The following is a 22,988-nucleotide window of genomic DNA, read 5'->3' as shown; positions in this document are numbered from 1 at the left end:
ACCCCCGCCCCGCCGTACCTTCCCCCACTCCCCCTCGGTTTTTAGTTGCGTGCGCGCACGCTCGTCTGTCACAGTTGGTGCAGCGGCGGAGCTGCGCCCGCAGGTCGGCCGCTCAGCGCCTCGTCGCGTCCCGCACGCCCTCCGAAGCTGCCCCGAGGTGACCCGGCATGACCACACCCACTCCACCGAGCGCCTTCCCCGACGTCGAGGCGATGATCGTCGACATCCTGGAGGACGACTCCCGGCTCTCCGGCGCGATCGTCGCCGTACAGGCGCCGACCGGTTTCGACGGCACGGCCGCCGCCGTGTTCGTCAACCGGCGCGGCGGCGCCTGGGTCGGCGAGCGCCACGTCGACCAGCCGCTGATCGAGCTGGAGGTGTACGGCCCGACCAAGCAGGCCGCGCACGTCCTGGCCAACGACGCCCGTCAGGCCGTACTGGCGATGGCGAACAACAAGTACGGCACGAACCTCGTCACCGAGGTCGAGGAGCAGGACGGCCCGCGCTGGCTGCCCGACTACCTCTACTCCGCGGCCAACCGCTACGTCACGGTGATGAAGGTGTACGTGGACGTCTACTGATCCCCGGATCTGCTGCTCCCCGATCCCCCGATCCCCCGATCCGCACGGACGCTCCACGCCCCACAGACCGAAGGCCCCGCCACCCCCCGGCGGGGCCTTCTTCGTACCCGGAGCTCCCGAGTACGACAACACCCCATAAGAACAAGGAGATTCACCCATGGCAGGAACCAACTCCTCCGAGATCCGCATCGCCGGCGTCGGCCGCCTCTACGTCGCCGCCGCCGACACCGCCGTACCGTCCACCTTCTCCTCCGACACCGCCACCGACTGGGCGAGCTGGAAGAACCTCGGCTTCACCTCCGGTGACGGCGTCACCTTCAGCAAGAAGGACAAGCTGGAGCCGGTCGACGTGTGGCAGGCCGTCAGCCCGGTGCACTTCGTGTACTCGGACCGCGACCTGACCCTGAAGTTCTCGCTGATGCAGTTCAACGAGGACACGCTGCCGTTCTTCATGGGCGGCGGTTCGGTCGCCGCGGTGACGGGCTCGACGGGCGTCTACAAGTACGACATCGCCGACCGGCCGTTCGCCGATGTGCGCGCTCTCGGCCTGGAGTTCACGGACGTCCGGGCGAGCGACGGTTCCACCGTGACCTACCGCTTCGGCATCCCGCGCGGCCAGGTCACCGCGGCCGACGACATCAAGCTGGCCCGCAAGTCCGCGGCCCAGCTCGGCATCACCTACACGGCGATGTCCGCGGCCGACGGTTCGCCGCTGGCCAGCTTCGTGATGAAGGACGCCGCGTACGCCGCGTCCTGACCCACCGGGGTGGGACAGGCGCGCGTGTCTGTCCCACCCCGGGCCCAACTCCCTTTCCTTCTGCGCCTGTTGAGGAGCACTCATCGCCATGGCCCGTTTCGACGTCAACGCAGCCCGCGCCCAGCGGCTCGAAGCCCTCGGCCGCACCTGGTCGTTCGAACTCGACTCCGAGAGCTACACCCTGCCCACCGAGCTGACCCGCGCCACCGCCAAGTCGCTGCGCAAGCTCGACGACAACGACGTGGACGGGCTGCTCCGACTCCTGCTGGGCGAGAAGCAGTTCGCCCGCTTCGAGCAGCACGAGGTCACGATGCAGGACATCGCCGCCATCCTGGAGGCCTACGGCAAGGAGACCGGGCTCGGCCTGGGGGAAGGCTGAGCCTCGTCGGGTTCGTCGACGAACACGCCGAGGCCCTCGAAGCGGATCTGCTCCGCTACTACGGCATCGATCTGCTCGACTGGCACCGTGACCGGCTCTCCGCGCGCCGACTCACCGTGCTCATCAGGCAGTTGCCGCACGACAGCGCCCTCAACCGGGAGCTGCACGGCGAAGCCGCCGACTGGTCGGTGACCGACCATCTGCTGGCCGCAGCCGTGGACCATCTCGCCGCCGCGAACTGGATGTTCGCCTCCGTCAACTCCGAGGAGGGCGACCAGCCGGAGCCTCCGGCACCGGTACCGCGTCCTTCGTACGACGACGCGGACACCGGGGACGAGGAGACACCGGGCGGGGAGACCGAGCAAACGGCGGCCGCGGATGCGGCACCGTCGACGGTCCAACTGGCGCGGTTCTTCGGCTGATTGGGGCGGGTGGACTCAACCCAGGCCCGGTGGGTGCCGGTGCTTGCCGGTGCTTGCCGATGCTTGCCGGTGGGTGCCGGTGGGTGCCGGTGGGTGCCGGTGCTTGCCGGCACTGTTCAGCCGGCCGGATCCTCCGCCGGTCCGGTCCCTTCCTCCCGGCGCCGACCGGGGGCCCGTCCCTCCAACTCGTCGGCGAGGGCACGGGCCTTGGCGGAGAGTCGAGGGCGTTTCCCACTCGGGGCGCCGGGTTGAGCGGACTGCGGCGAGGATTCGGCCGACTCCGTTCTACGTCCCTTGTCGCGTCCGGTGCCGGTGTTCAGCGGGGGCACGCTGGGGCGCCCGTTGCGCCGTACCACCGAACGCCGTTCGGCCGGTGCGGCACGCTTCTCCCGCACGTCACGGGCGGTGACAAGGATGTCGTCGGCTTCCGCGTCCGCGTCCGGTACGTCCGTATCCGTATCCACATCCGAATCCGCATCCGCATCCGATTCGGGCAAGGGTGTCCCGTCCGCCACGGACCGCTCCCGTTCCCCCCGCTCCTCCACCCGGGTCAACTCGGAGGGCGGGCGCAGCAGTTGGACGTACGGCAGCTGGATGACCTCACCGCCACCACCTTCGTACTCGCGCGTCCGGCGCGGCCGGCGCCCGGTGCGGGCGTCCTCCTGGCCCTGGAGGTAGGCGGCGGTGATCCGTTGCTCGTACGCCCGCCGGACGGCGGGGAGTTGTTCGTCGACCACGTCGGCCCAGCCCGCGCTGTAGGCGGCCAGTTCACGCCGGTCCAGTTCGGCGCGCGGCAGGATCACCAGGTCGTCGGGCGCGTAGCCGAGTCGTAGGACCAGTTCCGACAGGCGGGCGATGAGATGCGGTAGATCGGGTGCCTGTTCGAGCCAGTCGATCACATGCGCCTGCCGCGCGTTGCTCGCGTCCCCATCCACCCCGTAGGCCCTGCTCTCGTCCCTGCCCCACCGCGCCCCCGCGCGAGGACGGCCGCCCCATCGCCGCCCACCGTCGTATGACAGGCCGTCAAGCTCCTCACCTGGCCTTGTCATTCACTTTTCATTCACCGACGGGAGAACGGCCGGATCCTACTTCACGAACCTGGCACAACCTCCACCGCACCCCGCATCACCGCAGGTCCGGACCGCAGGGCGGGGGTTCGTCTTCGGCAAACACGGAACAGCACGAGAAGATTACTCGTACACTAGTTCGAACCGACGCTTCGAACGCCTCAGGAGCGCCACCTGAACCACCAGCCGAGCGGACAGACAGGAAAGCAGGACGACGACATGGCGACTGGCACGAGTCACTCCTCACAGCAGCCGATCGACACCTACACCCGCCTCGCCCACCTCCTGCACTCCCCGGCTCCCGACCGCACGGCACTGCTCGACCGCCTGTACGAGGAGCTGCTCACCCGGGAGTCGCGGGCGTATGCGGCGGGGTGGACGGACGCGCTGACCGAGGCGGGGCGGGGGCGGGGCGGGCGGCCGTAGGCACCGCTCACAGCTCGCCACTCACACGACGAACGTGCACCACACCTGCTTCTCGTCGAACCCCGTGCAATGCCACCCCCACCGCCGCGCCAACGCCTCGACGAGCCGCAGCCCACGGCCGCCCTCGCTCAACAGGTCGGCGCCTGCGGGGAGTTCGGGTGCCCGCCCGGGAGCGTGGTCGGTCACCATCACCCGCAGCAACGGCGGAACGAACTGCCGCCCGGCCCCGAGTGTCAGCTCCAGCCCCGCGAGCCCGCCACCGTGCCGTACGGCGTTGGTGCACAGCTCCCCCACGGCGAGCTCGACGGAGTCCGCCAACTCGCCCAGCTTCCAGTGGTCTTGAAGCCAGACGCGGGTGCGGTGCCGGGCTTCGGCGACGGGGCGGAGGGGGTCGAGGGCGGAGGTGTCCCAACCAACGCGGGTGGGGGTGGTGTTGAAGGGAGGGAAGTCCATCGTTCACCTCGCGGGGAGTCGATGAGTGGCTTGCCTCACAAGCTACCGGGCAATCTAAAACGCGTGCTACCTAGTTCACTAAAACGAGTGGCAATCTCAAACCAGGTGGACGCTCGGCTCGCCGGTCGGCAAACTGTGCGCGCGAGCGAGGAGTTGATCCATGGCACCCCGACAGACCCCCACCATTCGCCAACGGCGCTTCGGGGCCGAACTGCGCAGACTGCGTGAGGGCATCGGCATGTCCGCCCCGGTCGCGGGCGAACGGCTCGGCGCCGACCGGACGATGATCTCCAACATCGAGGCCGGCCGATTCGGCATCAGCGAGGAGCGCCTCCGCCGCCTCGCGAGCATCTACGAGTGCGACGACACCGAACTGATCGACGCCCTCGCCTCGATGACCGGCGGACGGTCGAAGGGCTGGTGGGACGAGTACCGGGGCAAGATCCCGCCGGACTTCGTGGACCTGGCGGAACTCGAACATCACGCCACCGGCCTGCGCACGCTGCAGACCGCTCACATCCCCGGCCACTTCCAGACAGAGGAGCACGCACGGGCACTGTTCGACCTCTTCATCCCGGCACTGCCGCGCCTGGAGGTCGAGTTGAGGATCGCCCAGCGCCTGGCGCGTCACGCCGTGATCGCGGACGCCCCGGGCGTTCCGTACGTTGGCCTGGTCCATGAAGCGGCGCTGCGCATGCGCACCGGAGGCGACCGGGTCGCCAAGGCCCAACTCGGCCGACTGCTGGAGGAGAGCGAGCGCCCCAACGTCCGGCTGCTCGTGATTCCGTTCACCGCCCCGGGCTTCCCCATGGCCGGCGACACGTTGATGTACGTCTCCGCCGCCAGCGCCCACCTGGACACGGTGGAGGTGGACTCCCCCATCGGCGCGGTGTTCTTCGACTCACCGACGCAACTGGCCAACTTCCGACGACGGCTGGACTTGGTCGAACAGGTCGCGTTGAATCCGAACAAGTCCAGAGACCTCATCCTCTCGATCACCGACGACCTATAAGAGGTGCCCCCGTGTCTGAGCCGAAGTGGCACAAGTCCTCTTACTCCGAGGCATCCGCCAACGCCTGCGTCGAGATGGCCGAGGCGGGCCCCCTCATCGCCCTCCGCGACTCCAAGCACCCGGAACTGCCGTGGGCAACGGTGGGGCGAGGGGCGTGGACGGAGTTCACGGGCGCCCTGCGGGCGGGTCGGCTGGGCGGGGTACCGCAGTAGCAGCCATGAAGTGGTTAAAGCGCACGGACACGGCACCGCAATCGGTCCCGACGGCTGCCGCACCGATCACCGGAGTCTTCAAGACCAGTGGCCCGCCCCGGCCGCCTCCGTCTACGCCGCCACTCGCCCCGAACGGCCCCGTATTGCAACGGATCACCGGTGCCGCCACCAGGTCGCACAGCTGACCACCGGTACGGACCCGGTCATCCTCACCATCACCCACCACGGTCCAGGCCACTTCGTCGTGGACACCCTGGATGAGGCACTACAACACCCCGGCACCCAACTGGCTTACACCGACGGCCCCTTCGCCTGCCGTTCCCTGATCAACGCCGACGACCGCCCCGTACACGCGCTCCGCGTCGAAGCGGACGGCCCGTGGACGATCGAGACGGCATCCCCGGGGAGCGCCAGGCCCCTGGACGGCGACGGCCACGCACGACGCCCCGCCTCGGACGTGCTGCGCTACGAGGGCGGCCCGGCGATCGCCACCCTCTCCCACGAGGGCTACCCGCGCTCTCCCGACGGCGGCTACTTCCTCGTCGACACCTTCGCACCGGACGGCCACGGGTTCCTGGACGAACTGGCCAACCACGTCGGCCGCCGGCAGAGCGAGGCACCACTCCCTGGTCCCTGCCTCGTCTACACCCGCTCCGACGGACCATGGTCGATCAGCGTGCGGCCTCTGCACGCCGCTGACTGACCAGAGCCCGAAAGCCCGTACTCATCAAGAGGCGGCCACCGCTGTCAATGTGGTCACCACTGCGGCGATATCCAAGCCGACGATCACCATGTAGCCGTCCTGGGTCTTCCATATCGGCTTCTTCAGAACCTTCTCCGTCGTCGCCCTGTCGGGCTTGAGAGGGTCGTAAACGACTCCGACGATGGATTCGTCACCCGCGAGTCCGAGATCCTCGGCCGCCATCGTGACGTAGTGCCTTTCCCCGCCTTCGTCGCGATGGATGACGTCGACCGAGGGAATGTTCGCATTCCAGCTCGTACCGCCGCGTCGACCTTCGGTTCGCCTGCCTCTTCGTCTGAGAGTTCGCACGTCACGCAGCCCGAACATCCCCAGCCCGAGGAACACCAGCGCGGTACGCGTAGAACAACGGAGCCTACGAATGAGCCGCCAGGGGTTGAGGGTGGCGATGGCCTGTCCGACCAGTGCCCGGACCTCAACGCCCGCATAGACCCAGCCTGTTCACTTCAGCCCCTACACTGCCCCCATGGTGGCTATATGGGTTTGGGTTCCCGTCTCGCTGATCCTCTTCGGAGTCTCCGTCGTATGCGGGGCATCGGCCTGGGAGATCTACCGCCTGCGACGCCACGGCGTCCGCACCACCGCTCAGGTGTCAGGCTTCCGCTCGACGAAGGATGCCGACTCCGACCCACGTCACCACGTCCTGGTGATCTTCTGCCTGCCCGACGGCACGGAGGTCGAGGCGCAGTCGCTGTCGTCCAATCCCGATGGATCGAACAACTTCGTCCGGGGCGACGCGATGGACATCGTCTACGACCCCGCGAAGCCGACGCGGATCTATGTCACCCGCTTCGAGGAGCACCGCGTCCGGACCTCAGATGCCGTGGCTTATGCCATCGGCGCCGCGACAGCGGTCCTTTTCGCTGCTTTGACCCTGGCCCAGGCGTTCACCGGCTGAGCACAGCCTGTCCGCTGGGGCCGTAGTAGTGGTTGCCGTCCTGACTATCCGGGCGCAACCCGAACTTCACCCCGACGAGACGACTGTGAGGAAGAATGACCAGAAGTGTTGATCAACTGGACAAGGATCTCAGCAAACTCGAAAACGAATTCCCTGGTGTCAAGACCAAGCTCGCCGACATTCAGAGAAGCCTGGGCTCACTACCGAAGAGCTCGGACGTGGCCTCACGGCTGACCTCCCTTGAACAGCTGCCCGGTCAGATCTCCGCGCTCCGGGGCCGGATCGACACCCTCGATGTGAAGGCCGCCAAACTCTCGGAGAAGGTGAAGGAGTACCGCTGGATAGTGCTGGGGGCTGCCTTCGCGGCAACAGCGGCGTCCATCGGTCTGACCGCGATCAAGATCGACGTTCAACTCCTCAAGCTCGACTTCACCTTGTGGAAGAAAGTCGACGAGAAGAACGCGAAGTACCAGGAGCTCGTCGGCAAGTTGAAGGACTCTGTCAGGAAGATTCGGGACTCCATCCAAAAGGATCGCGCCCGGCAACGGCGCGAGCAGGAGGAAGTGGAACGGAAGGCCAAAGAGGCGGAGGAAGAAGTAAAGCGGCAAGCCAAAGAGGCCGAAGACAAACTACAGGAGACGATCAAAGGCCTGCCCGCCCGAGTCGACAAGACCGAAGAATCAATCAAGAAGATCAAGGAAGCCCTCAGCACCGCTCGCGACAAGGCACAAGCTGCCCGGGACGATCGGACCGGACTCTCCTCACGCCACAAGGGCGTAGACGCCCAGGAGCCGAGGATCGGCCCGGTGGCGAAGGACGTGAAGAACCTCCGAAACGCCGTAGACGAGCTTGTGGCCTCCTTGGCCGGCATCTGACGGCAGGAGTCATGTCGTAGCGGCCGTGGACACACCGGCCGATCCTTTGACGAACATCCCTGCCTCACCTCATCGCTGCGTCCTCCGCGCGCGCATCCCCGAGACGCGGCCGACACGCGGTTTCCGCATTCGATCGGATCGGCTACGGCCGGACTCTCATGTCCTCCCCATGCCTCACGGATATCGACGATCGGCTGGTTCCACCGTCCCCATAGGCGTATCCAAGGAGATTCACCGTGTCACTTGTTGCCTCGATGAAGAAGGCGACCACGTCCCTACAGGACTTCAAGGAGAAGGCCTCGGGCGCGTCGGTCGCCTCGAAGGAAATCGGCAGCTCCGCGCAGAAAGGTACCGCTCAGCTCAAGTCCCTCAAGACCGCCGCCGACGGTTCCGGGAAGGAGTTGAAGGACCTCAGGACAGCGTCGGACCAGGCCGAGAAGTCCCTCAGCAAGGCCGGCAAGACCGGTTCCAGCGCCGGTACCAACCTCGGCAAGTACGAGACCGGGGCCGGCAAGGCGGCCAAGGGCCAGGACAAGATGAACAAGTCGATGAAGGGGAACTTCTTCGGCCTGCTCATGCAGTTGCTGCAGCCGCTCATCGACAAGGTCATCGACATGGTGACCAACTCCAAGACCATGCAGAAGGTCCTCAAGCAGGCCTTCGAGGTCATCAAGTCCGTGATCAGCAGCGTCATGAAGGCCATCGAGCCGATCATGAAGAACGCCGGCAAACTGATCAAGTCGGTCTGGAGCGGCATCAAGACGGCGATCACGAACATCGTCAAGGCCGTCGCCACGGTCATCAAGACCTACGTCAACGTGTGGAAGTCCATCATCACCGGCGTCCTGAAGGCGATCAGCACGGTCGTCTCCAACGTCTGGAAGGGCATCAAGGCCGTCATCTCGCCGGTCGTCAGCTGGGTCAAGTCCGCGATCCCGGACGCCTTCCGGGCCGTAAAAGACCGGTTGTCCAGCATCTGGGGCGGCCTGAAGGGCATCGCCGGCCAGGCCTTCAACGGCATCCAAGGCGCGGTCCGCGGCCCGATCAACGCCGTCATCGGTCTCATCAACCGCGCGATCGGTGCCCTCAACGGCATCCACGTCTCCATCCCCGGCTGGGTCCCGATGGTCGGCGGCAAGACCTTCGGCGTCAGTCTGCCGAGGATCCCCGCGCTGGCCACCGGCGGTGTCGTCATGCCCCGCTCCGGCGGTGTCCCCGCCCTCCTGGCCGAGGCCGGTGAGGCGGAGGCCGTGCTGCCGCTGAGCAAGCTGGACCGGCTGCTGAAGCGGGCGGCCTCGCAGGGGCGGGCGTACGCCGGGGTCTCCGGTGCCGACGGCAGCGCGCTGCACATCGAGCACTACTACGCGGCCGAGACGAGCAGTCCGCAGCGCACCGCCGACGCCCTGATGTTCCTGGCGAAGGCGCGCGGATGAGCACCGCGGTCGCCACCCTGCGCAATCCGCTCGCCGGTGCCTCCCCCGCTCTGCGCTCCTTCCAGGCCAGGGTGCAGCAGACCCAGTCCGGCCTGCGGTCTCTCACCGAGCGCATCACGGGCGCCGCCGCCGACCTCGACCGCGTCAGCACCCCCGCCGCCCAGAGCGCCGGCGCCGTCCAGCAGATCAAGACGAACGCCGACACCGCGGCCCGTTCCGTCACCAGGACCGGCCAGACCGCCACCGGCGCCGCCGCCGGCATCAAGTCGGCCGGTACCAAGGTCAAGTCCGCCGGCAAGTCCCTCGGCAAGCTCACCACCGGCCTCGGCGGCGTCTTCGCCATCGTCGGCGCGCTGATCTCCGCCTCCGGGGTCCTCGGCGGTCTCCTCGACACCTTCGGCACCGCCATGACCATCGGCTCCGGCGTGATGATCATCATCAACGCCGTCACCCGCGCGAATCCCCTCGGCTTTGTCGCCGGCATCCTGCTCCCACTGGCCGGCTGGCTGCTGGACATCGCGCTGAACTCGGAGACGGGCCAACGGCTGATGGACCAACTGGCCACGCTGATCCTGAAGTACGTCGAGAGCTACCTCACCATCCTCGGCCCGATCCTCAAGCTCATCGCGAGCGCGGTGAACACCTACGTCACCGGCTACCTCACCCTGATCACCACCACCCTCTCCGTCCTCGGCACGGTCATCGGCACCGGCTTCGCCGCCCTCAAGGCGCTGACCACCGGCGACACGCGTGCCCTCAGCGGCAAGATGTCCGCGATCTGGAGCGGGTTCAAGAACGCCGTCAAGCCGGTCCTGAACTGGATCACCAAGGAGATCCCCGCCGGGTTCACCCGGATCAAGAACGCCACCTCCAACACCCTGCGCGCGATGGGGCAGTTCGTCACCACCGGCGCGCAGACCGTCGCCGGGGTCGTGAAGGGGCCGATCCAAGGGCTCGTAGCCTTCGCGAACTGGGTCATCGACGGGCTGAACAAGCTCAGCTTCAGCTTCTTCGGCAAGAAGTTCGGCGTGCATCTCAGCAAGATCCCGATGCTCGCGGAGGGCGGCGTCGCGGTGCCGGGCGCACGGACCGGCAGGGTCCTGTCCCTCACCGCCCTGGAGCGGCAGCGCGCCCTGGCCGCGAGAAGCCGGGCGGCGCGGAACGCCCAACACGCCCACCGCATCAGGGAGTTCCACGAGAACGGCGGCGCCGGCGCCCACGGCACGGCAACCGACCTGCTCTTCCTGGCCGCCGCGCACGCCCGCGCATGAAACACCGGCCACTGCAGCGCCCCTTTGGAGGCGCGGGGCTGTATCGAATGTGCGGCTACCGCCGCGTGGGCGCGCCCAGCCCCCACCGGCCCGCAGCCACCCACCCGCCTCACCCACCCGCCCGCACCCCTGACAGCGAGGTGACGGCCCCATGGCCGATCTGACGACCACCACAACCACCGACGACGTTCCCCCCGGCTCACTCATCACCCGCGACGGGCAGATGCAGTGGGCCGGACTGCTGCTCGGCGCCGGTACGCCGTACGAGATCGGCAGTGACGGGCTGACCGGCTGGGAGGATCTGCCGGACTACGACACGACGGACGCCGACCACCCGACCGCGCACGGCGCCTGGCCGGGCGCGCGCTACGCCAAGCCCCGCAAGGTCGGCGGCTCGGTGTGGACCGTACCGACGAGCGACGACACCGCCTCCTCCCTCGCCGCGATGCGCGCCCTGCGCCAGGCCCTGCTGCTCGGCGACTCGGAGCGCTGGCTGGCGGTGCGGTTGCACGGCGAGACGCTGGCCATCAGGGCGAGGGTCAGCCAGCGGGTGCTGGCCGCCGACCGGACGTACACCACGCAGGGCGTCTCCAAGGCGTCCGTGCAGTGGTACGCCACCGACCCGCGCCGCTACGCCGTCGACGAGCAGACGGCCGTCACCGGTGCCCCGCAGCCGGAGAGCGGCCTCACCTGGCCGCTGACCTGGCCGCTGTACTGGGGCCAGGCCTCGTCCACCGGGGACGTCGGCGCCGACAACTCCGGCTCGGCGCCCACCCATCCGATCCTCACCTTCACCGGCCCCTGCACCAACCCGACCCTCACCGACCGGACTTCGGGCCGCCGGCTGCGCTACGAGATCGGCCTCGCGGCGGGCGACGAGCTGGTCGTCGACACCGCGGCCGGCACCGTCACCCTCAACTCCACCGCCTCCCGGCGCCACACCGCCGCCGCGGACAGCAGCCCCGAGGAACTCTTCGCCTTCGAACCCGGCCGCGCCGACCTCGCGTTCCGCCCCGACACCTACGACACCGGCGCCCAGCTGTCGGTTCGCTGGCGCTCGGCGGAGTGGTGAGGGCCGTTCATCCGCAGACGTCCCCCCGCCGTAACAACTCACAGGAGACCAGCAGATGAACCTGCGCAGCTCATGGGTGGCCGAGACCGGTCAGACCCGGGAGGACACCCGGCTGACCCAGCTCGGCGCGACCACCCCGGCCAATCCCCTCGAAGTCCGCTCCGGCATCCTGCCCGGGTCCTACGACGGGCTCTACCGGATGTCCGGCTTCTGGCTGGAGGGCGCCTCGGGCGCCATGACGGCGACCGTCCACGAGGGCCGCGCGGTCGTCGCGGCCGGTGCCACCCGGGGCGCCTACCCGGTCACGCTCCCCGAACCGGCCACCCTGACCTTCGCCGACGGCGACGCGACCAACCCCCGGATCGACCTCGTCGTGCTGCGGATCTACGACTCGCTGTACGACAACTCCGGTCAGACGAAGGCCACCCTGGAGATCGTCAAGGGCACCCCGGCCGCCACTCCGGTCGCCCCCGTGATCCCCGGTGTCGGTCTGGCGCTGTACCAGGTCAAGGTGCCCGCGGGGATCAGCGCCGGCAAGGGCGGCATCAGCTGGAGCACCGACACCGCCGACCTGCGCACCCCCACCGTCGCGGTCGGCGGCATCCTGCCGGTGTACGGCGAGACGGGCAACGGCGCCTACCCGGGCCAGTTCCGCGACTCCGGCGGCGCGCTGCAGCGCTGGGACGGCTCGGCGTGGGTGTCGTACCCGAGCGCGCTCGACGGTATCGCCCCGGCCGGCGCGGTCACCACCGCGAGCTACACCGGCCAGTACCGGGACACCTCCACCGGCCTGCTGCAGCGCTGGAACGGCACGGCCTGGGTGTCGTACCAGCCGGTGCCGGCCTGGACCGACTACACGCCGGTGTGGGGCGCCGAGAACGGCACCGCGCCCGTGATCGGCAACGGGACGCTGGCCGGGTCGTACACGAAGATCGGCACGGTCGTGCACGTCCGGATCTATCTGAAGACCGGCTCGACGACCAACCTCACCGCCCAGGACGCCAACGCCAACTGGACCTTCCGGCTGCCGGTCGCGCCGGTCTCCACCGCGTGGAAGCTGGACGGGCGGGTGCTGAGCGCGGAGTACTTCAACGCGTCGAGCTCGCTGCTCTACCAGGGCACCGGCCTCCTCGCGGTGACCAGCGGCGTCGGCTACGTCCGCTCGCTGCGCGACACCCTCGCGAACAACAGCGACATCTGGGACAAGTCGCGGCCCGTCGCCTGGGGTACGGGTGACGTTCTGTCCATCCACGGCACGTACGAGTCCGCATCCTGACACTGGAGGCCCCTTCATGACCGTACACAGCGCATGGTTGTCCCCGAACGGCCAGACCCGGCAGGACACGCGGCTCGCCTCCCTCGGCGCCACCACCCCGACCGGCCCCTTCCGGTCCCGGTCCGGCATCCTGCCGGGCCATGACGACCCCCAGTACCGGGTGGCCGGCTTCGGGGTCGGCGGTGTCACGGGCGGCATGTCCGCGACCGTCTCGCCCGGCCGGGCCGTGATCCAGGGCACCCTCACCCAGGGCGCCTACCCGATCGCGATGGACGCCACCACCACGATCACGTTCGCCGACGGCGACGCCCAGTACGCCCGCATCGACCTCGTCGTCCTGCGCGTCTACGACGACGCCTACGACAGCTCCGGCCGCAGCGAGGCCGCCGTCGAGATCGTCAAGGGCACTCCCGTGGCCACCCCCGCCGTCCCGGCCACCCCTTCCCTCGCCCTGCCGCTGGCCCAGGTCACCGTCCGGGCCGGAACCAGCGCGGGCACCGGCGGCATCACCTGGTCCACCGACATCACCGATCTGCGCACCACGCTGGTCGCGGTCGGCGGCATCCTCCCGAACTACAACAACGCGACGGTGGCGGGCAGTTACCCCGGCCAGTACCAGGACAACTCGGGCTACCTGGAGCGCTGGGGCGGCGCCGCGTGGGAGAGGTACCCCAGGGCGCTCGGCGGCATCGCCCCGGCCGGTGTGGTCAGCACCGGCGTGTACACCGGCCAGTACCGCGATTCCTCCGCCGGTGTCCTGCAGCGCTGGAACGGCTCGGCATGGCAGACCGCGATCGCGCCGGTGCCGTTCGCCCAGTCCCTGGACGCCGGCTACACCACGTCGACCACCTACACGGCCGCGCTGACGGACACCGCCGTCACCGCGCTCACCCTCGCCTTCACCGCTCCCACCACCGGCGCCGTACTCCTCCACTTCGGCGCGCGCGTGCTCACCCAGAGCAGCACCACCGCCACGGCGTACATGACCCCGCAGGTCACCCAGGGCAGCACCGTCGTGCTGAGTGCGAACGACGAGTACGGCGCCTCGCACGGCGGCACCGTCTACTCGTCGGTCTCGTCGGTGTGCCGGGTGGGCGGGCTCACCGCCGGCACGAGCTACACGGCGACCGCCATGCACCGCACCAGCGACGCCGCGGTGACCTGCTGGTTCGACAACATCTTCCTGCGCACCGAACCCGCCAACTGACCTGATCAACAAAGGAGTTAACCATGCCCATTCACTCCGGATGGCTCTCCCCCGACGGCCAGACCCGCGAGGACACCCGGCTCGTCTCGCTCGGCGCCCTCACCCCGACCTCCCCCGTCGCGACCCGCTCCGGCGTCCTGCCCGGCTCGCCCACCGGCATCTACCGCATCTCCGGCTTCACGCTGTACAGCGCCGTCACGGGCACCATGACCGCCACCGTCTACCCCGGCCGCGCCGTCATCCAGGGCACCGACACCCAGGGCGCCTACCCGGTGGCCCTGACCGACACCATCCCCCTCACCTTCGCCGACGGCGACGCCCAGTACGACCGCATCGACCTGGTCGTCCTGCGCGTCTACGACGACGTGTACGACAGCTCCGGCCGCACCGAGGCCGCCGTCGAGATCGTCAAGGGCACCCCGGCCGCCACGCCCGCCGTCCCGGCCACCCCCTCCCTCGCCCTCCCGCTGTACAAGGTCGCGGTGGCCAAGGCCACGAGCGCGGGCAACGGCGGCATCATCTGGTCCAGCGCCCTCACCGACCTGCGCACGCCGACGGTCGCCGTCGGCGGCATCCCGCCCGTCACCACCAGCACCGCCGCCGGCTCCTACCCGGGCCAGTACCAGGACCTGAACGGCCAGCTCCAGCGCTGGAACGGCACCGCCTGGACCAACTACCCGGTCCTGCCGACCTGGCAGAACTGGACACCGACCTGGACCACCAGCACCGGCTCGGCGACCCCGGCCTTCGGCAACGCCACGGTGGCCTGCCGGTACGTCCAGTTCGGTACGACCGTGCACCTGAACTTCGCGATCACCTTCGGCAGCACCACCACCTACGGCACCAGCCCCACCACCAGTGACCAGTGGCGTTTCTCCCTGCCGGTCACCGCGGCCGCGACCCGCTCGACGGTCGGCTTCGCCGAACTGGCGGCCAACACCGCGACCAACCGCATCACGGCTCGGGTCTCCCTCCCCACCACCGGAGCCATCGAGCTGATCGTCTCCTCCGGCCAGCCCACCGCCGTCGCCGTCACCAACACCGGCAGCGTGGACGCCCTCACCCCGTGGACCTGGGCGAGCACCCACACGATCTTCGGCACCGCCACCTACGAAGCCGCGACAGCCGCATGACCACCATCAACACGCCCTACCGGGCGATCTTCTGCGACCTGCGCACCGACAGCACCATCGACATCCTGCCGCTGCGCGACGTCACCGTCGACGACTACATCGGCAAGGCCGGCTCGCTCTCCGGCACCATCCCGGTCCCGGACGCGGCGATGGCCGCCCGGGTCCGCCGTATCGAGGAGGGCCGCACCTCGGTCTACCTCCAGCGCGGCACCGACCTGTGGTGGGGCGGCATCGTCTGGACCTCCACCCTGCAGAGCGACGACCAGGGCGTGCTCACCCTCGGCGTCCAGGCGGCGACCTTCGAGTCGTACGCGGGAAGACGCCTGATCCGGGCAACGACACCCGAGTACAACGCGAACTACCAACTGGCCCTGACCGGCGACCAGTTGGACGTAGCCAGGGCGCTGTGGACGGACCTGCAGACCTCACTCCCCGGCGGCGACATCGGCGTCAGCTACGGCACCGAGACCTCCGGGGTGACCCGCTCGGCGAGTTACCGCGACGGCGACGAGACGGTCTACCTCGACGCGCTGGACGCGCTGGCGGCGCTGGAGGACGGCTTCGAGCACTACATCTCGGTGTACACGGACCCAACCACGGGCGCCCGCGTGCGCCGCCTCCGTCTCGGCAGCCCGAAGATCCTCACCGGGGCCACCGACCTGGTGATGGACAGACCGGGCACGATCCTTTCCTACTCCTTCCCACGCGACGCCACCCGAGGCGGCACCACAGACCGAGCCCGAGGCGCCTCGACCAACACGGACCAGGCAAGCGAGTCCCGCCCCCTGTGCTCCACGGTCGCGGTGGCCAACAACCTGATCGAACAAGCGGGTTACCCGCGCATCGACCTCACCTCGGACCACAACGACATCACCGACGCGGCCACCCTCACCGCGCTCGCCCGCACCGAACTGGCCGCGGCCACCGGCGCGGTGGTGATCCCCGAGATCAGCGTGCGGCTCGACGACCTGGTGCCGTCCGCGCTGATCGGCCGGACCGTCCGCATCCGGATCACCGACGAGTGGTACGCCGAGGGCCTCGACACCCGCTACCGGATCATCGGCGTCAAGGTCAGCCCCGCCCAGCGCGGCCGCCCGGACACCGCCGAGCTGTACCTGGAGGAGGTCTGATGCCCCAGCTCCCCGAAGACATCATCGACCGGCTCACCCAGATGGAACGCCGCATCCAGCAGCTCTCCACCGCCGTCAACACCCGCCCCGCGCTCAACACGGTCTCGGGCGGCACGCTGGAGGTCGGCCCCGCCACCGGCTCTCCCGTCTTCAAGGTCGGCAAGTGGCCCGGCACCAACGAGTACCGCGTCGAACTCCGCCGCCAGACCGGCCAGTTGGCGCTGAGCATGTACAACGGCGACGGCACCGCCGACTCACTGCAACCGCTGCGCCTCTACGACAAGGCGGAGCGCGAGATCGTCTCCGACGACATCAGCACCGGCGGCCTGGCCCGCCCCTGGCTGAACATGCTGCCGCCGCAGGACTCCAACATGACCCGCTGGCCGCAGACCTCACTGACCACGATGACGACGATCGCGATGTCCTACAACGTCGTCTGGCAGCCGAAGATGCGCCTGGTCATGAACACCCGCGCCAGCTCCGGCGCCACCGGCTCCGTCCAGGTACTCGTCAACGGCGCCCAGTGGGGCAGCACGGTGGCCGCAGGCACGGACTTCATCTACGAGGCCCTGGTCAGCTCCGACTTCGGCTCGGTCTACGGCACCCAGCTCAAGGTCGAGGTCCAGGCCCAGGTCACCAGCGCCTCCGGCACCGTCTACGCCAACCCCATCCTCATGTACGGCCGCCAGAGCTGAAGAAAGGACACCACCATGGACATCGACACCACCCAGCCCTGGGGCCTGGCCATCGACTTCGCGGGCCGCGCCACCCTCACCGAGGCCGGCCACACGATCTACATCAACGTCTCCGACTCCAGCTACAACAGCATCATCGCCCCCGACTCGGTCAGCGGCACCTACGCCCCCGTGACGGTAGCCGCCCAGTTCACCGAAACCGGCGCCAACGGCTCCGCCATCCGCGGCAGCGCCCGCACCACGATCATGCCCATCGGCACAGCCATGGTCGTCCCCGACCAGACAGCAATCCAGAGCGTGGTCGCAGCGGCCCTGGCCAACTTCGTGGACAACACGGCGGCTTATACGGCGTTGAGCGCCAAGTGGACGCCGGAGGACGGCGGTTCAGGCGACGGAGGCTCGGACGACGGTTCCGGTTCCAACACATCCCCGGCAAGCGCAACCCCCTAGGGGCGCGAGGAACTGCGCGACCAGCCCCCACCGAACCCGCACTCCGCACTCAACCCGAGCCACCCACCCCCGGCCCGGGTTTTTTCATGCCCAACTCCCAACCGAAAAGGCACCCCATGGCCACACCCCTCACCCCAGACGCCCTGATCACCGCCCTCCACGCCGAGGGCGTCACCGTCGTAGAACACCCCAACTGGCGCACCAACAACCGCAACAGCAAAGGCAGTTGGGGCCCGGTAAACGGCGTCGTCATCCACCACACCGTGACCACCGGCACCACCACATCGGTAAGCCTCTGCTTCAACGGCCGCTCCGACCTCCCCGGCCCCCTCTGCCACGGAGTCATCGCCAAGGACGGCACGGTCCACCTCGTCGGCAACGGCCGAGCCAACCACGCGGGCAGCGGCGACGGAGACGTACTGAACGCGGTCATCGCCCAGAGCGCCACCCTCCCCGCCCCGAACCAGAACAACACGGACGGCAACGTCCACTTCTACGGCTTCGAGTGCGTCAACCTCGGCGACGGCAAGGATCCGTGGCCCGAGGCCCAGTTGGACGCGATGGTCCGAGCCTCGGCCGCCCTGTGCCGCGCACACGGCTGGAACGCGCACTCGGTCATCGGCCACAAGGAATGGACGAGCGCCAAGATCGACCCGCGCGGTTTCGCCATGTCCGACTTCCGCACCCGGGTGGCAACGCGCCTGGGCACGAAGACCACCACAAGCCCGACCAAGCCGCCCACCTACCAACCCTTCCCCGGCGCCGACTGGTTCAAGAAGAACCCCAAGTCGGCGATCGTCACCGCGATGGGCAAGCGCCTGGTCGCCCTCGGCTGCTCGGCATACATCTCCGGCCCCGGCCCCCAGTGGACCACCGCCGACAAGGCCTCCTACGCCAAGTGGCAACGCAGGCTCGGCTACACCGGCACCGCCGCCGACGGCTGGCCGGGGGCCACGTCCTGGGCCGCGCTGAAGGTCCCGTACAGCTCCTGAACTCCACGAAAGGCAAGGTCACCCATGTCAGAGGCCGCCAAGCGCACCCTCCGCACCGTCGTCCAGACCGCTGTCGGCCTGTGTGTCCTGCTGCCCACGATCGTCGATGCCGCCGGTGTCCCCGAGACGATCCCGTGGGTGGCCGGCGCGCTGGCCGTCGCCGCCGGGGTCACCAGGGTCATGGCGCTGCCCGCCGTACAGGCACTGCTGCCCGCCTGGCTGCGGACGGGAGACGCCGATGAACGACACTGATCCGAACGACGCGACCACTGTCGCCCTCGAACTGGAGCGCCTGCGCGGCTCGTTGGAGGCCGGGTTCGCCCGGGTCGACGGCTCTCTCGCGCTGCTGGTCCAGCGCAGTGACCAGACCGACAAGCAACTCGCCGATCACGAGCGGCGGTTGGACGCCCTGGAGCGGTCCCGCTGGCCGCTGGCGAGCATCGGCGCGCTGGCCGCCATAGCGACTGTCGTGGTCACCGCGCTCGAGATCACCGCACGCTGACCCAACGCCGAAGGGCGGCCACCCCGTACGAAACGGAGTGACCGCCCTTCAACTCAAGCTGCTCGCTTACTGGTTGTACGGACCGTAGTCGTAGTCCTCCAGCGGGACGGCCTGGCCGGAGCCCGTGCCGAACGGCGAGTAGTCGATGTCGTCGTAGCCGACGGCCGAGTACATCGCGGCCTTGGCTTCCTCGGTCGGCTCGACCCGGATGTTGCGGTAGCGGGACAGACCCGTACCGGCCGGGATGAGCTTACCGATGATGACGTTCTCCTTGAGGCCGATCAGGGAGTCGGACTTGGCGTTGATCGCCGCGTCCGTCAGCACCCTGGTCGTCTCCTGGAAGGACGCCGCCGACAGCCAGGACTCCGTGGCCAGCGAGGCCTTGGTGATACCCATGAGCTGCGGACGACCGGAGGCCGGGTGACCGCCCTCCTGGACCACACGACGGTTCTCCTGCTCGAAGCGCGAACGCTCGACCAGCTCGCCGGGCAGCAGCTCGGCGTCGCCGGACTCGATGATCGTCACGCGGCGGAGCATCTGCCGGATGATGATCTCGATGTGCTTGTCGTGGATCGACACACCCTGCGAGTTGTAGACCTTCTGGACCTCGCCGACCAGGTGGACCTGGACGGCACGCTGACCCAGGATGCGCAGCACGTCGTGCGGGTTGGTGGCACCCACGGTGAGCTTCTGGCCCACCTCGACGTGCTCGCCCTCGCTGACCAGGAGACGGGCACGCTTCGAGATCGGGAACGCCGTCTCGTCGCTGCCGTCGTCCGGGGTGACGACGAGCTTCTTGGTCTTCTCGGTCTCCTCGATCCGCACGCGGCCCTGGGCCTCGGAGATCGGGGCGACACCCTTCGGCGTACGAGCCTCGAAGAGCTCGACGACACGGGGCAGACCCTGGGTGATGTCGTCACCGGCCACACCACCGGTGTGGAAGGTACGCATCGTCAGCTGCGTGCCGGGCTCACCGATGGACTGGGCGGCGATGATGCCGACCGCCTCACCGATGTCGACCAGCTTGCCGGTGGCCAGCGAGCGGCCGTAGCACATGGCGCAGGTGCCGACGGCGGACTCGCAGGTCAGGACCGAGCGGGTCTTGACCGTCTCGATGCCGTGCTTGACCAGCTCGTCGATGAGGACGTCGCCGAGGTCGGTGTTGGCCGGGGCCAGCACCTTGCCGTCGACGGTGATGTCCTCGGCCAGCGCACGGGCGTACACGCTGGTCTCGACGTTGTCGGCCTTGCGCAGGACACCGTCCGCGCCGCGCTCCGCGATGTGCAGCTTGAGGCCGCGGTCGGTGCCGCAGTCCTCCTCGCGGATGATGACGTCCTGGGAGACGTCGACCAGACGACGGGTGAGGTAACCCGAGTCGGCGGTACGGAGGGCCGTGTCGGCCAGACCCTTACGGGCACCGTGGGTGGAGATGAAGTACTCCAGCACGGACAGGCCTTCACGGAAGGACGCCTTGATGGGACGGGGAATCGTCTCGTTCTTTGCGTTCGACACCAGACCACGCATACCGGCGATCTGACGCATCTGCATCATGTTTCCTCGGGCACCCGAGTCAACCATCATGAAGATGGGGTTCGTCTTGGGGAAGTTCTCGTTCATCGCCTCGGCGACCTCGTTGGTCGCCTTGGTCCAGATCGCGATGAGCTCCTGAGTGCGCTCTTCCTTGGTGATCAGACCGCGCTCGTACTGCTTCTGGACCTTCTCGTCCTGCGCCTCGTAGCCCTTGACGATCTCCTTCTTCGCCTCGGGAACGACGACGTCGGAGATGGCCACGGTGACACCGGAACGGGTCGCCCAGAAGAAGCCGGCCGCCTTCAGGTTGTCGAGCGTCGCCGCCACGATGACCTTGGGGTAGCGCTCGGCCAGGTCGTTGACGATCTCGGAGAGCTGCTTCTTGCCCACCGAGTAGTCGACGAACGGGTAGTCCTCGGGCAGCAGCTCGTTGAAGAGCGCGCGGCCCAGGGTCGTACGGAGGCGGAAGGTGTCACCCTGCTGCCACTCGGGCTCGCCCTCCTCGCGGACCGGCGGCACCCAGCCACGCGGCGGGATGGTGCCCACCGGGAAGCGGATGTCGACGGCCGACTGGAGCGCCAGCTCGCCGCCGTCGAACGCCATCGTCGCCTCGGCCGTGGAGCCGAACGCGCGGCCCTCGCCCTTGACGTCACGGAGCTCGCCGTCGGTGGTGAGGAAGAACAGACCCAGCACCATGTCCTGGGTCGGCATGGTGACAGGACGACCGTCGGCCGGCTTCAGGATGTTGTTCGAGGACAGCATCAGGATGCGGGCCTCGGCCTGCGCCTCCGCGGAGAGCGGCAGGTGTACGGCCATCTGGTCACCGTCGAAGTCCGCGTTGAACGCGGTGCAGACGAGCGGGTGGATCTGGATGGCCTTGCCCTCGACCAGCTGCGGCTCGAAGGCCTGGATGCCGAGGCGGTGCAGCGTGGGCGCACGGTTCAGCAGAACCGGGTGCTCAGCGATGACCTCTTCGAGGACGTCGTAGACGACCGTGCGGCCGCGCTCGACCATCCGCTTCGCCGACTTGATGTTCTGCGCGTGGTTCAGGTCCACCAGGCGCTTCATCACGAACGGCTTGAAGAGCTCCAGCGCCATGGCCTTCGGCAGACCGCACTGGTGCAGCTTCAGCTGCGGACCGACGACGATCACGGAACGCGCGGAGTAGTCCACACGCTTGCCGAGCAGGTTCTGACGGAAGCGACCCTGCTTGCCCTTGAGCATGTCGGACAGCGACTTCAGCGGACGGTTGCCGGGGCCCGTGACCGGGCGACCACGACGGCCGTTGTCGAAGAGCGCGTCGACGGCCTCCTGGAGCATGCGCTTCTCGTTGTTCACGATGATCTCGGGCGCACCGAGGTCGAGAAGGCGCTTCAGGCGGTTGTTGCGGTTGATCACACGGCGGTACAGGTCGTTCAGGTCGGAGGTCGCGAAGCGGCCACCGTCCAGCTGCACCATCGGGCGAAGGTCCGGCGGGATGACCGGGACGCAGTCGAGAACCATGCCCTTGGGGCTGTTGGAGGTCTGCAGGAACGCAGACACGACCTTCAGCCGCTTCAGCGCACGGGTCTTCTTCTGGCCCTTGCCGGTACGGATGATCTCGCGAAGCCGCTCGGCCTCTTCATCCAGGTCGAAGGACTCCAGGCGCTTCTGCAGCGCCGCGGCACCCATCGAACCGTCGAAGTACGTGCCGAAGCGGTCACGCAGCTCGCGGTAGAGGAGCTCGTCGCCCTCCAGGTCCTGGACCTTGAGGTTCTTGAACCGGGTCCACACCTCGTCCAAACGGTCGATCTCGCGCTGCGCACGGTCGCGCAGCTGCTTCATCTCGCGCTCGGCACCTTCGCGCACCTTGCGGCGCACGTCGGCCTTGGCACCCTCGGCCTCCAGCTCGGCCAGGTCGGCCTCGAGCTTCTTGGCGCGGGCTTCGAGGTCGGAGTCCCGCCGGTTCTCGACCTGCTGACGCTCCACGGAGACATGCGCCTCCAGGGAGGGCAGGTCACGCGTCCGGCGCTCTTCGTCGACGAACGTGATCATGTACGCCGCGAAGTAGATGACCTTCTCGAGGTCCTTCGGGGCGAGGTCGAGCAGGTATCCCAGTCGGGACGGGACACCCTTGAAGTACCAGATGTGCGTGACAGGAGCGGCCAGTTCGATGTGGCCCATCCGCTCACGACGCACCTTGGCGCGGGTCACCTCGACGCCGCAGCGCTCACAGATGATGCCCTTGAAGCGAACGCGCTTGTACTTGCCGCAGTAGCACTCCCAGTCCCGGGTCGGACCGAAGATCTTCTCGCAGAAGAGTCCGTCCTTTTCGGGCTTGAGCGTGCGGTAGTTGATGGTCTCAGGCTTCTTGACCTCGCCGTGGCTCCACTGACGGATGTCGTCAGCGGTGGCCAGACCGATCCGGAGCTCATCGAAGAAGTTGACGTCGAGCACTATGCGTCAATCCCTCTCA

26 protein-coding genes and 1 pseudogene are annotated in these 22,988 nt (G+C 68.4%); 22 read left to right on the top strand and 5 right to left on the bottom strand.

What is annotated here, in order from left to right; all coding sequences use genetic code 11:
• Positions 1–167 precede the first annotated feature (167 nt).
• The 4 genes from OO70_RS39475 to OO70_RS39460 all read left to right on the top strand — a co-directional run bounded on the left by OO70_RS39475 (position 168) and on the right by OO70_RS39460 (position 2,139).
• A complete protein-coding gene (locus OO70_RS39475) occupies positions 168–581 on the top strand; it encodes a hypothetical protein (protein WP_043682841.1) in 414 nt (137 codons plus the stop codon).
• A gap of 157 nt (positions 582–738) precedes the next feature.
• Positions 739–1,338: a phage tail tube protein gene (locus OO70_RS39470; RefSeq protein WP_043682836.1), complete on the top strand. Its 600-nt coding sequence runs from the start codon at positions 739–741 to the stop codon at positions 1,336–1,338.
• Between the two features lie 88 nt (positions 1,339–1,426).
• Positions 1,427–1,717, top strand: coding sequence for a hypothetical protein (locus OO70_RS39465; protein ID WP_043682835.1), 291 nt, complete (start codon positions 1,427–1,429; stop codon positions 1,715–1,717).
• Between the two features lie 65 nt (positions 1,718–1,782).
• On the top strand, positions 1,783–2,139 hold the full coding sequence (locus tag OO70_RS39460) for a hypothetical protein (RefSeq protein ID WP_043682893.1): 357 nt from the start codon (positions 1,783–1,785) through the stop codon (positions 2,137–2,139).
• Positions 2,140–2,255: 116 nt separating this feature from the next.
• On the opposite strand, the gene OO70_RS39455 is transcribed toward OO70_RS39460, so the two are convergent.
• Complete coding sequence (locus OO70_RS39455; protein WP_043682834.1) at positions 2,256–3,074, bottom strand: hypothetical protein; 819 nt, start codon at positions 3,072–3,074, stop codon at positions 2,256–2,258.
• Between the two features lie 351 nt (positions 3,075–3,425).
• Between OO70_RS39455 and OO70_RS39450 the strand changes: the two genes are divergently transcribed.
• Positions 3,426–3,632 carry a hypothetical protein gene (locus tag OO70_RS39450; protein ID WP_043682832.1) on the top strand — a complete coding sequence of 69 codons (207 nt, stop codon included), beginning with the start codon at positions 3,426–3,428 and terminating at the stop codon, positions 3,630–3,632.
• 21 nt (positions 3,633–3,653) lie between these two features.
• On the opposite strand, the gene OO70_RS39445 is transcribed toward OO70_RS39450, so the two are convergent.
• A complete protein-coding gene (locus OO70_RS39445) occupies positions 3,654–4,085 on the bottom strand; it encodes an ATP-binding protein (RefSeq protein ID WP_051742035.1) in 432 nt (143 codons plus the stop codon).
• A gap of 160 nt (positions 4,086–4,245) precedes the next feature.
• Here OO70_RS39445 and OO70_RS39440 point away from each other — a divergent pair, with 160 nt between their 5' ends.
• Genes OO70_RS39440 through OO70_RS39430 form a run of 3 tightly spaced genes read left to right on the top strand, consistent with a single transcriptional unit; the run spans position 4,246 to position 6,012 of the window.
• Entirely contained in the window at positions 4,246–5,097 is an 852-nt protein-coding gene (locus tag OO70_RS39440; protein ID WP_043682831.1) for a helix-turn-helix domain-containing protein, read from the top strand.
• A gap of 11 nt (positions 5,098–5,108) precedes the next feature.
• A complete protein-coding gene (locus OO70_RS39435) occupies positions 5,109–5,309 on the top strand; it encodes a DUF397 domain-containing protein (protein WP_043682828.1) in 201 nt (66 codons plus the stop codon).
• Between the two features lie 10 nt (positions 5,310–5,319).
• Positions 5,320–6,012: a hypothetical protein gene (locus OO70_RS39430; RefSeq protein ID WP_234337040.1), complete on the top strand. Its 693-nt coding sequence runs from the start codon at positions 5,320–5,322 to the stop codon at positions 6,010–6,012.
• A 24-nt stretch (positions 6,013–6,036) separates the two neighbouring features.
• Here the strand turns inward: OO70_RS39430 and OO70_RS55555 are convergent, their stop codons facing one another.
• Both OO70_RS55555 and OO70_RS54085 read right to left on the bottom strand, forming a co-directional pair.
• The gene (locus OO70_RS55555) at positions 6,037–6,396 is read right to left on the bottom strand and encodes a hypothetical protein (protein ID WP_199827498.1); all 360 of its coding nucleotides are present in this window, start codon (positions 6,394–6,396) and stop codon (positions 6,037–6,039) included.
• Between the two features lie 12 nt (positions 6,397–6,408).
• A pseudogene (locus OO70_RS54085) lies at positions 6,409–6,486 on the bottom strand (IS5/IS1182 family transposase); the annotation flags it as partial.
• A gap of 49 nt (positions 6,487–6,535) precedes the next feature.
• On the opposite strand from OO70_RS54085, the gene OO70_RS39420 reads away from it, so the two are divergent.
• The 14 genes from OO70_RS39420 (at position 6,536) to OO70_RS39355 (ending at position 19,003) form a co-directional block, all read left to right on the top strand.
• Positions 6,536–6,967 (top strand): DUF3592 domain-containing protein, encoded by a 432-nt coding sequence (locus tag OO70_RS39420; protein ID WP_043682821.1) that lies wholly within the window; start codon positions 6,536–6,538, stop codon positions 6,965–6,967.
• Positions 6,968–7,062: 95 nt separating this feature from the next.
• The gene (locus OO70_RS39415; protein ID WP_043682819.1) at positions 7,063–7,842 is read left to right on the top strand and encodes a coiled-coil domain-containing protein; all 780 of its coding nucleotides are present in this window, start codon (positions 7,063–7,065) and stop codon (positions 7,840–7,842) included.
• Positions 7,843–8,078: 236 nt separating this feature from the next.
• Positions 8,079–9,275: a phage tail protein gene (locus OO70_RS39410; protein ID WP_043682816.1), complete on the top strand. Its 1,197-nt coding sequence runs from the start codon at positions 8,079–8,081 to the stop codon at positions 9,273–9,275.
• The gene (locus tag OO70_RS39405; protein WP_043682812.1) at positions 9,272–10,546 is read left to right on the top strand and encodes a hypothetical protein; all 1,275 of its coding nucleotides are present in this window, start codon (positions 9,272–9,274) and stop codon (positions 10,544–10,546) included. The genes OO70_RS39410 and OO70_RS39405 overlap by 4 nt, the downstream gene beginning before the upstream one ends.
• Positions 10,547–10,697: 151 nt before the next feature.
• Positions 10,698–11,618: a phage distal tail protein gene (locus OO70_RS39400; protein WP_043682809.1), complete on the top strand. Its 921-nt coding sequence runs from the start codon at positions 10,698–10,700 to the stop codon at positions 11,616–11,618.
• A 55-nt stretch (positions 11,619–11,673) separates the two neighbouring features.
• The gene (locus OO70_RS39395) at positions 11,674–12,894 is read left to right on the top strand and encodes a hypothetical protein (RefSeq protein ID WP_043682806.1); all 1,221 of its coding nucleotides are present in this window, start codon (positions 11,674–11,676) and stop codon (positions 12,892–12,894) included.
• A gap of 16 nt (positions 12,895–12,910) precedes the next feature.
• On the top strand, positions 12,911–14,101 hold the full coding sequence (locus OO70_RS39390; protein ID WP_043682803.1) for a hypothetical protein: 1,191 nt from the start codon (positions 12,911–12,913) through the stop codon (positions 14,099–14,101).
• 23 nt (positions 14,102–14,124) lie between these two features.
• Positions 14,125–15,234 carry a hypothetical protein gene (locus OO70_RS51440; protein ID WP_051742032.1) on the top strand — a complete coding sequence of 370 codons (1,110 nt, stop codon included), beginning with the start codon at positions 14,125–14,127 and terminating at the stop codon, positions 15,232–15,234.
• Positions 15,231–16,364, top strand: a complete 1,134-nt coding sequence (locus tag OO70_RS39380; RefSeq protein WP_043682799.1) for a hypothetical protein — start codon at positions 15,231–15,233, stop codon at positions 16,362–16,364. The genes OO70_RS51440 and OO70_RS39380 overlap by 4 nt, the downstream gene beginning before the upstream one ends.
• Positions 16,364–17,059, top strand: a complete 696-nt coding sequence (locus tag OO70_RS39375; protein WP_043682796.1) for a hypothetical protein — start codon at positions 16,364–16,366, stop codon at positions 17,057–17,059. The genes OO70_RS39380 and OO70_RS39375 overlap by 1 nt, the downstream gene beginning before the upstream one ends.
• A gap of 15 nt (positions 17,060–17,074) precedes the next feature.
• Positions 17,075–17,509 carry a hypothetical protein gene (locus tag OO70_RS39370; RefSeq protein WP_051742030.1) on the top strand — a complete coding sequence of 145 codons (435 nt, stop codon included), beginning with the start codon at positions 17,075–17,077 and terminating at the stop codon, positions 17,507–17,509.
• A gap of 116 nt (positions 17,510–17,625) precedes the next feature.
• Positions 17,626–18,501 (top strand): peptidoglycan-binding protein, encoded by an 876-nt coding sequence (locus tag OO70_RS39365; RefSeq protein WP_043682793.1) that lies wholly within the window; start codon positions 17,626–17,628, stop codon positions 18,499–18,501.
• Positions 18,502–18,525: 24 nt separating this feature from the next.
• On the top strand, positions 18,526–18,753 hold the full coding sequence (locus OO70_RS39360) for a hypothetical protein (RefSeq protein ID WP_043682790.1): 228 nt from the start codon (positions 18,526–18,528) through the stop codon (positions 18,751–18,753).
• On the top strand, positions 18,740–19,003 hold the full coding sequence (locus tag OO70_RS39355; RefSeq protein ID WP_043682787.1) for a hypothetical protein: 264 nt from the start codon (positions 18,740–18,742) through the stop codon (positions 19,001–19,003). Before OO70_RS39360 ends, OO70_RS39355 begins: the two co-directional genes overlap by 14 nt.
• 66 nt (positions 19,004–19,069) lie before the next feature.
• On the opposite strand, the gene OO70_RS39350 is transcribed toward OO70_RS39355, so the two are convergent.
• Positions 19,070–22,969 carry a DNA-directed RNA polymerase subunit beta' gene (locus OO70_RS39350; protein WP_043682785.1) on the bottom strand — a complete coding sequence of 1,300 codons (3,900 nt, stop codon included), beginning with the start codon at positions 22,967–22,969 and terminating at the stop codon, positions 19,070–19,072.
• Between the last annotated feature and the right edge of the window lie 19 nt (positions 22,970–22,988).

Source organism: Streptomyces xylophagus, from assembly GCF_000716435.1.
Taxonomy (GTDB): domain Bacteria; phylum Actinomycetota; class Actinomycetes; order Streptomycetales; family Streptomycetaceae; genus Streptomyces; species Streptomyces xylophagus.
The sequence above is the reverse complement of the archived record's forward strand: the minus strand, read 5'-3'. Positions and strand labels throughout refer to the sequence as shown.

Coding starts and splice junctions, on each gene's coding strand:
- OO70_RS39450 (WP_043682832.1), top strand. CDS start 3,426: ATGGCGACTGGCACGAGTCACTCCTCACAGCAGCCGATCGACACCTAC.
- OO70_RS39380 (WP_043682799.1), top strand. CDS start 15,231: ATGACCACCATCAACACGCCCTACCGGGCGATCTTCTGCGACCTGCGC.
- OO70_RS39440 (WP_043682831.1), top strand. CDS start 4,246: ATGGCACCCCGACAGACCCCCACCATTCGCCAACGGCGCTTCGGGGCC.
- OO70_RS51440 (WP_051742032.1), top strand. CDS start 14,125: ATGCCCATTCACTCCGGATGGCTCTCCCCCGACGGCCAGACCCGCGAG.
- OO70_RS39420 (WP_043682821.1), top strand. CDS start 6,536: ATGGTGGCTATATGGGTTTGGGTTCCCGTCTCGCTGATCCTCTTCGGA.
- OO70_RS39370 (WP_051742030.1), top strand. CDS start 17,075: ATGGACATCGACACCACCCAGCCCTGGGGCCTGGCCATCGACTTCGCG.
- OO70_RS39470 (WP_043682836.1), top strand. CDS start 739: ATGGCAGGAACCAACTCCTCCGAGATCCGCATCGCCGGCGTCGGCCGC.
- OO70_RS39395 (WP_043682806.1), top strand. CDS start 11,674: ATGAACCTGCGCAGCTCATGGGTGGCCGAGACCGGTCAGACCCGGGAG.
- OO70_RS39375 (WP_043682796.1), top strand. CDS start 16,364: ATGCCCCAGCTCCCCGAAGACATCATCGACCGGCTCACCCAGATGGAA.
- OO70_RS39355 (WP_043682787.1), top strand. CDS start 18,740: ATGAACGACACTGATCCGAACGACGCGACCACTGTCGCCCTCGAACTG.
- OO70_RS39475 (WP_043682841.1), top strand. CDS start 168: ATGACCACACCCACTCCACCGAGCGCCTTCCCCGACGTCGAGGCGATG.
- OO70_RS39465 (WP_043682835.1), top strand. CDS start 1,427: ATGGCCCGTTTCGACGTCAACGCAGCCCGCGCCCAGCGGCTCGAAGCC.
- OO70_RS39445 (WP_051742035.1), bottom strand. CDS start 4,085: ATGGACTTCCCTCCCTTCAACACCACCCCCACCCGCGTTGGTTGGGAC.
- OO70_RS39415 (WP_043682819.1), top strand. CDS start 7,063: ATGACCAGAAGTGTTGATCAACTGGACAAGGATCTCAGCAAACTCGAA.
- OO70_RS39405 (WP_043682812.1), top strand. CDS start 9,272: ATGAGCACCGCGGTCGCCACCCTGCGCAATCCGCTCGCCGGTGCCTCC.
- OO70_RS39400 (WP_043682809.1), top strand. CDS start 10,698: ATGGCCGATCTGACGACCACCACAACCACCGACGACGTTCCCCCCGGC.
- OO70_RS39390 (WP_043682803.1), top strand. CDS start 12,911: ATGACCGTACACAGCGCATGGTTGTCCCCGAACGGCCAGACCCGGCAG.
- OO70_RS39365 (WP_043682793.1), top strand. CDS start 17,626: ATGGCCACACCCCTCACCCCAGACGCCCTGATCACCGCCCTCCACGCC.
- OO70_RS39360 (WP_043682790.1), top strand. CDS start 18,526: ATGTCAGAGGCCGCCAAGCGCACCCTCCGCACCGTCGTCCAGACCGCT.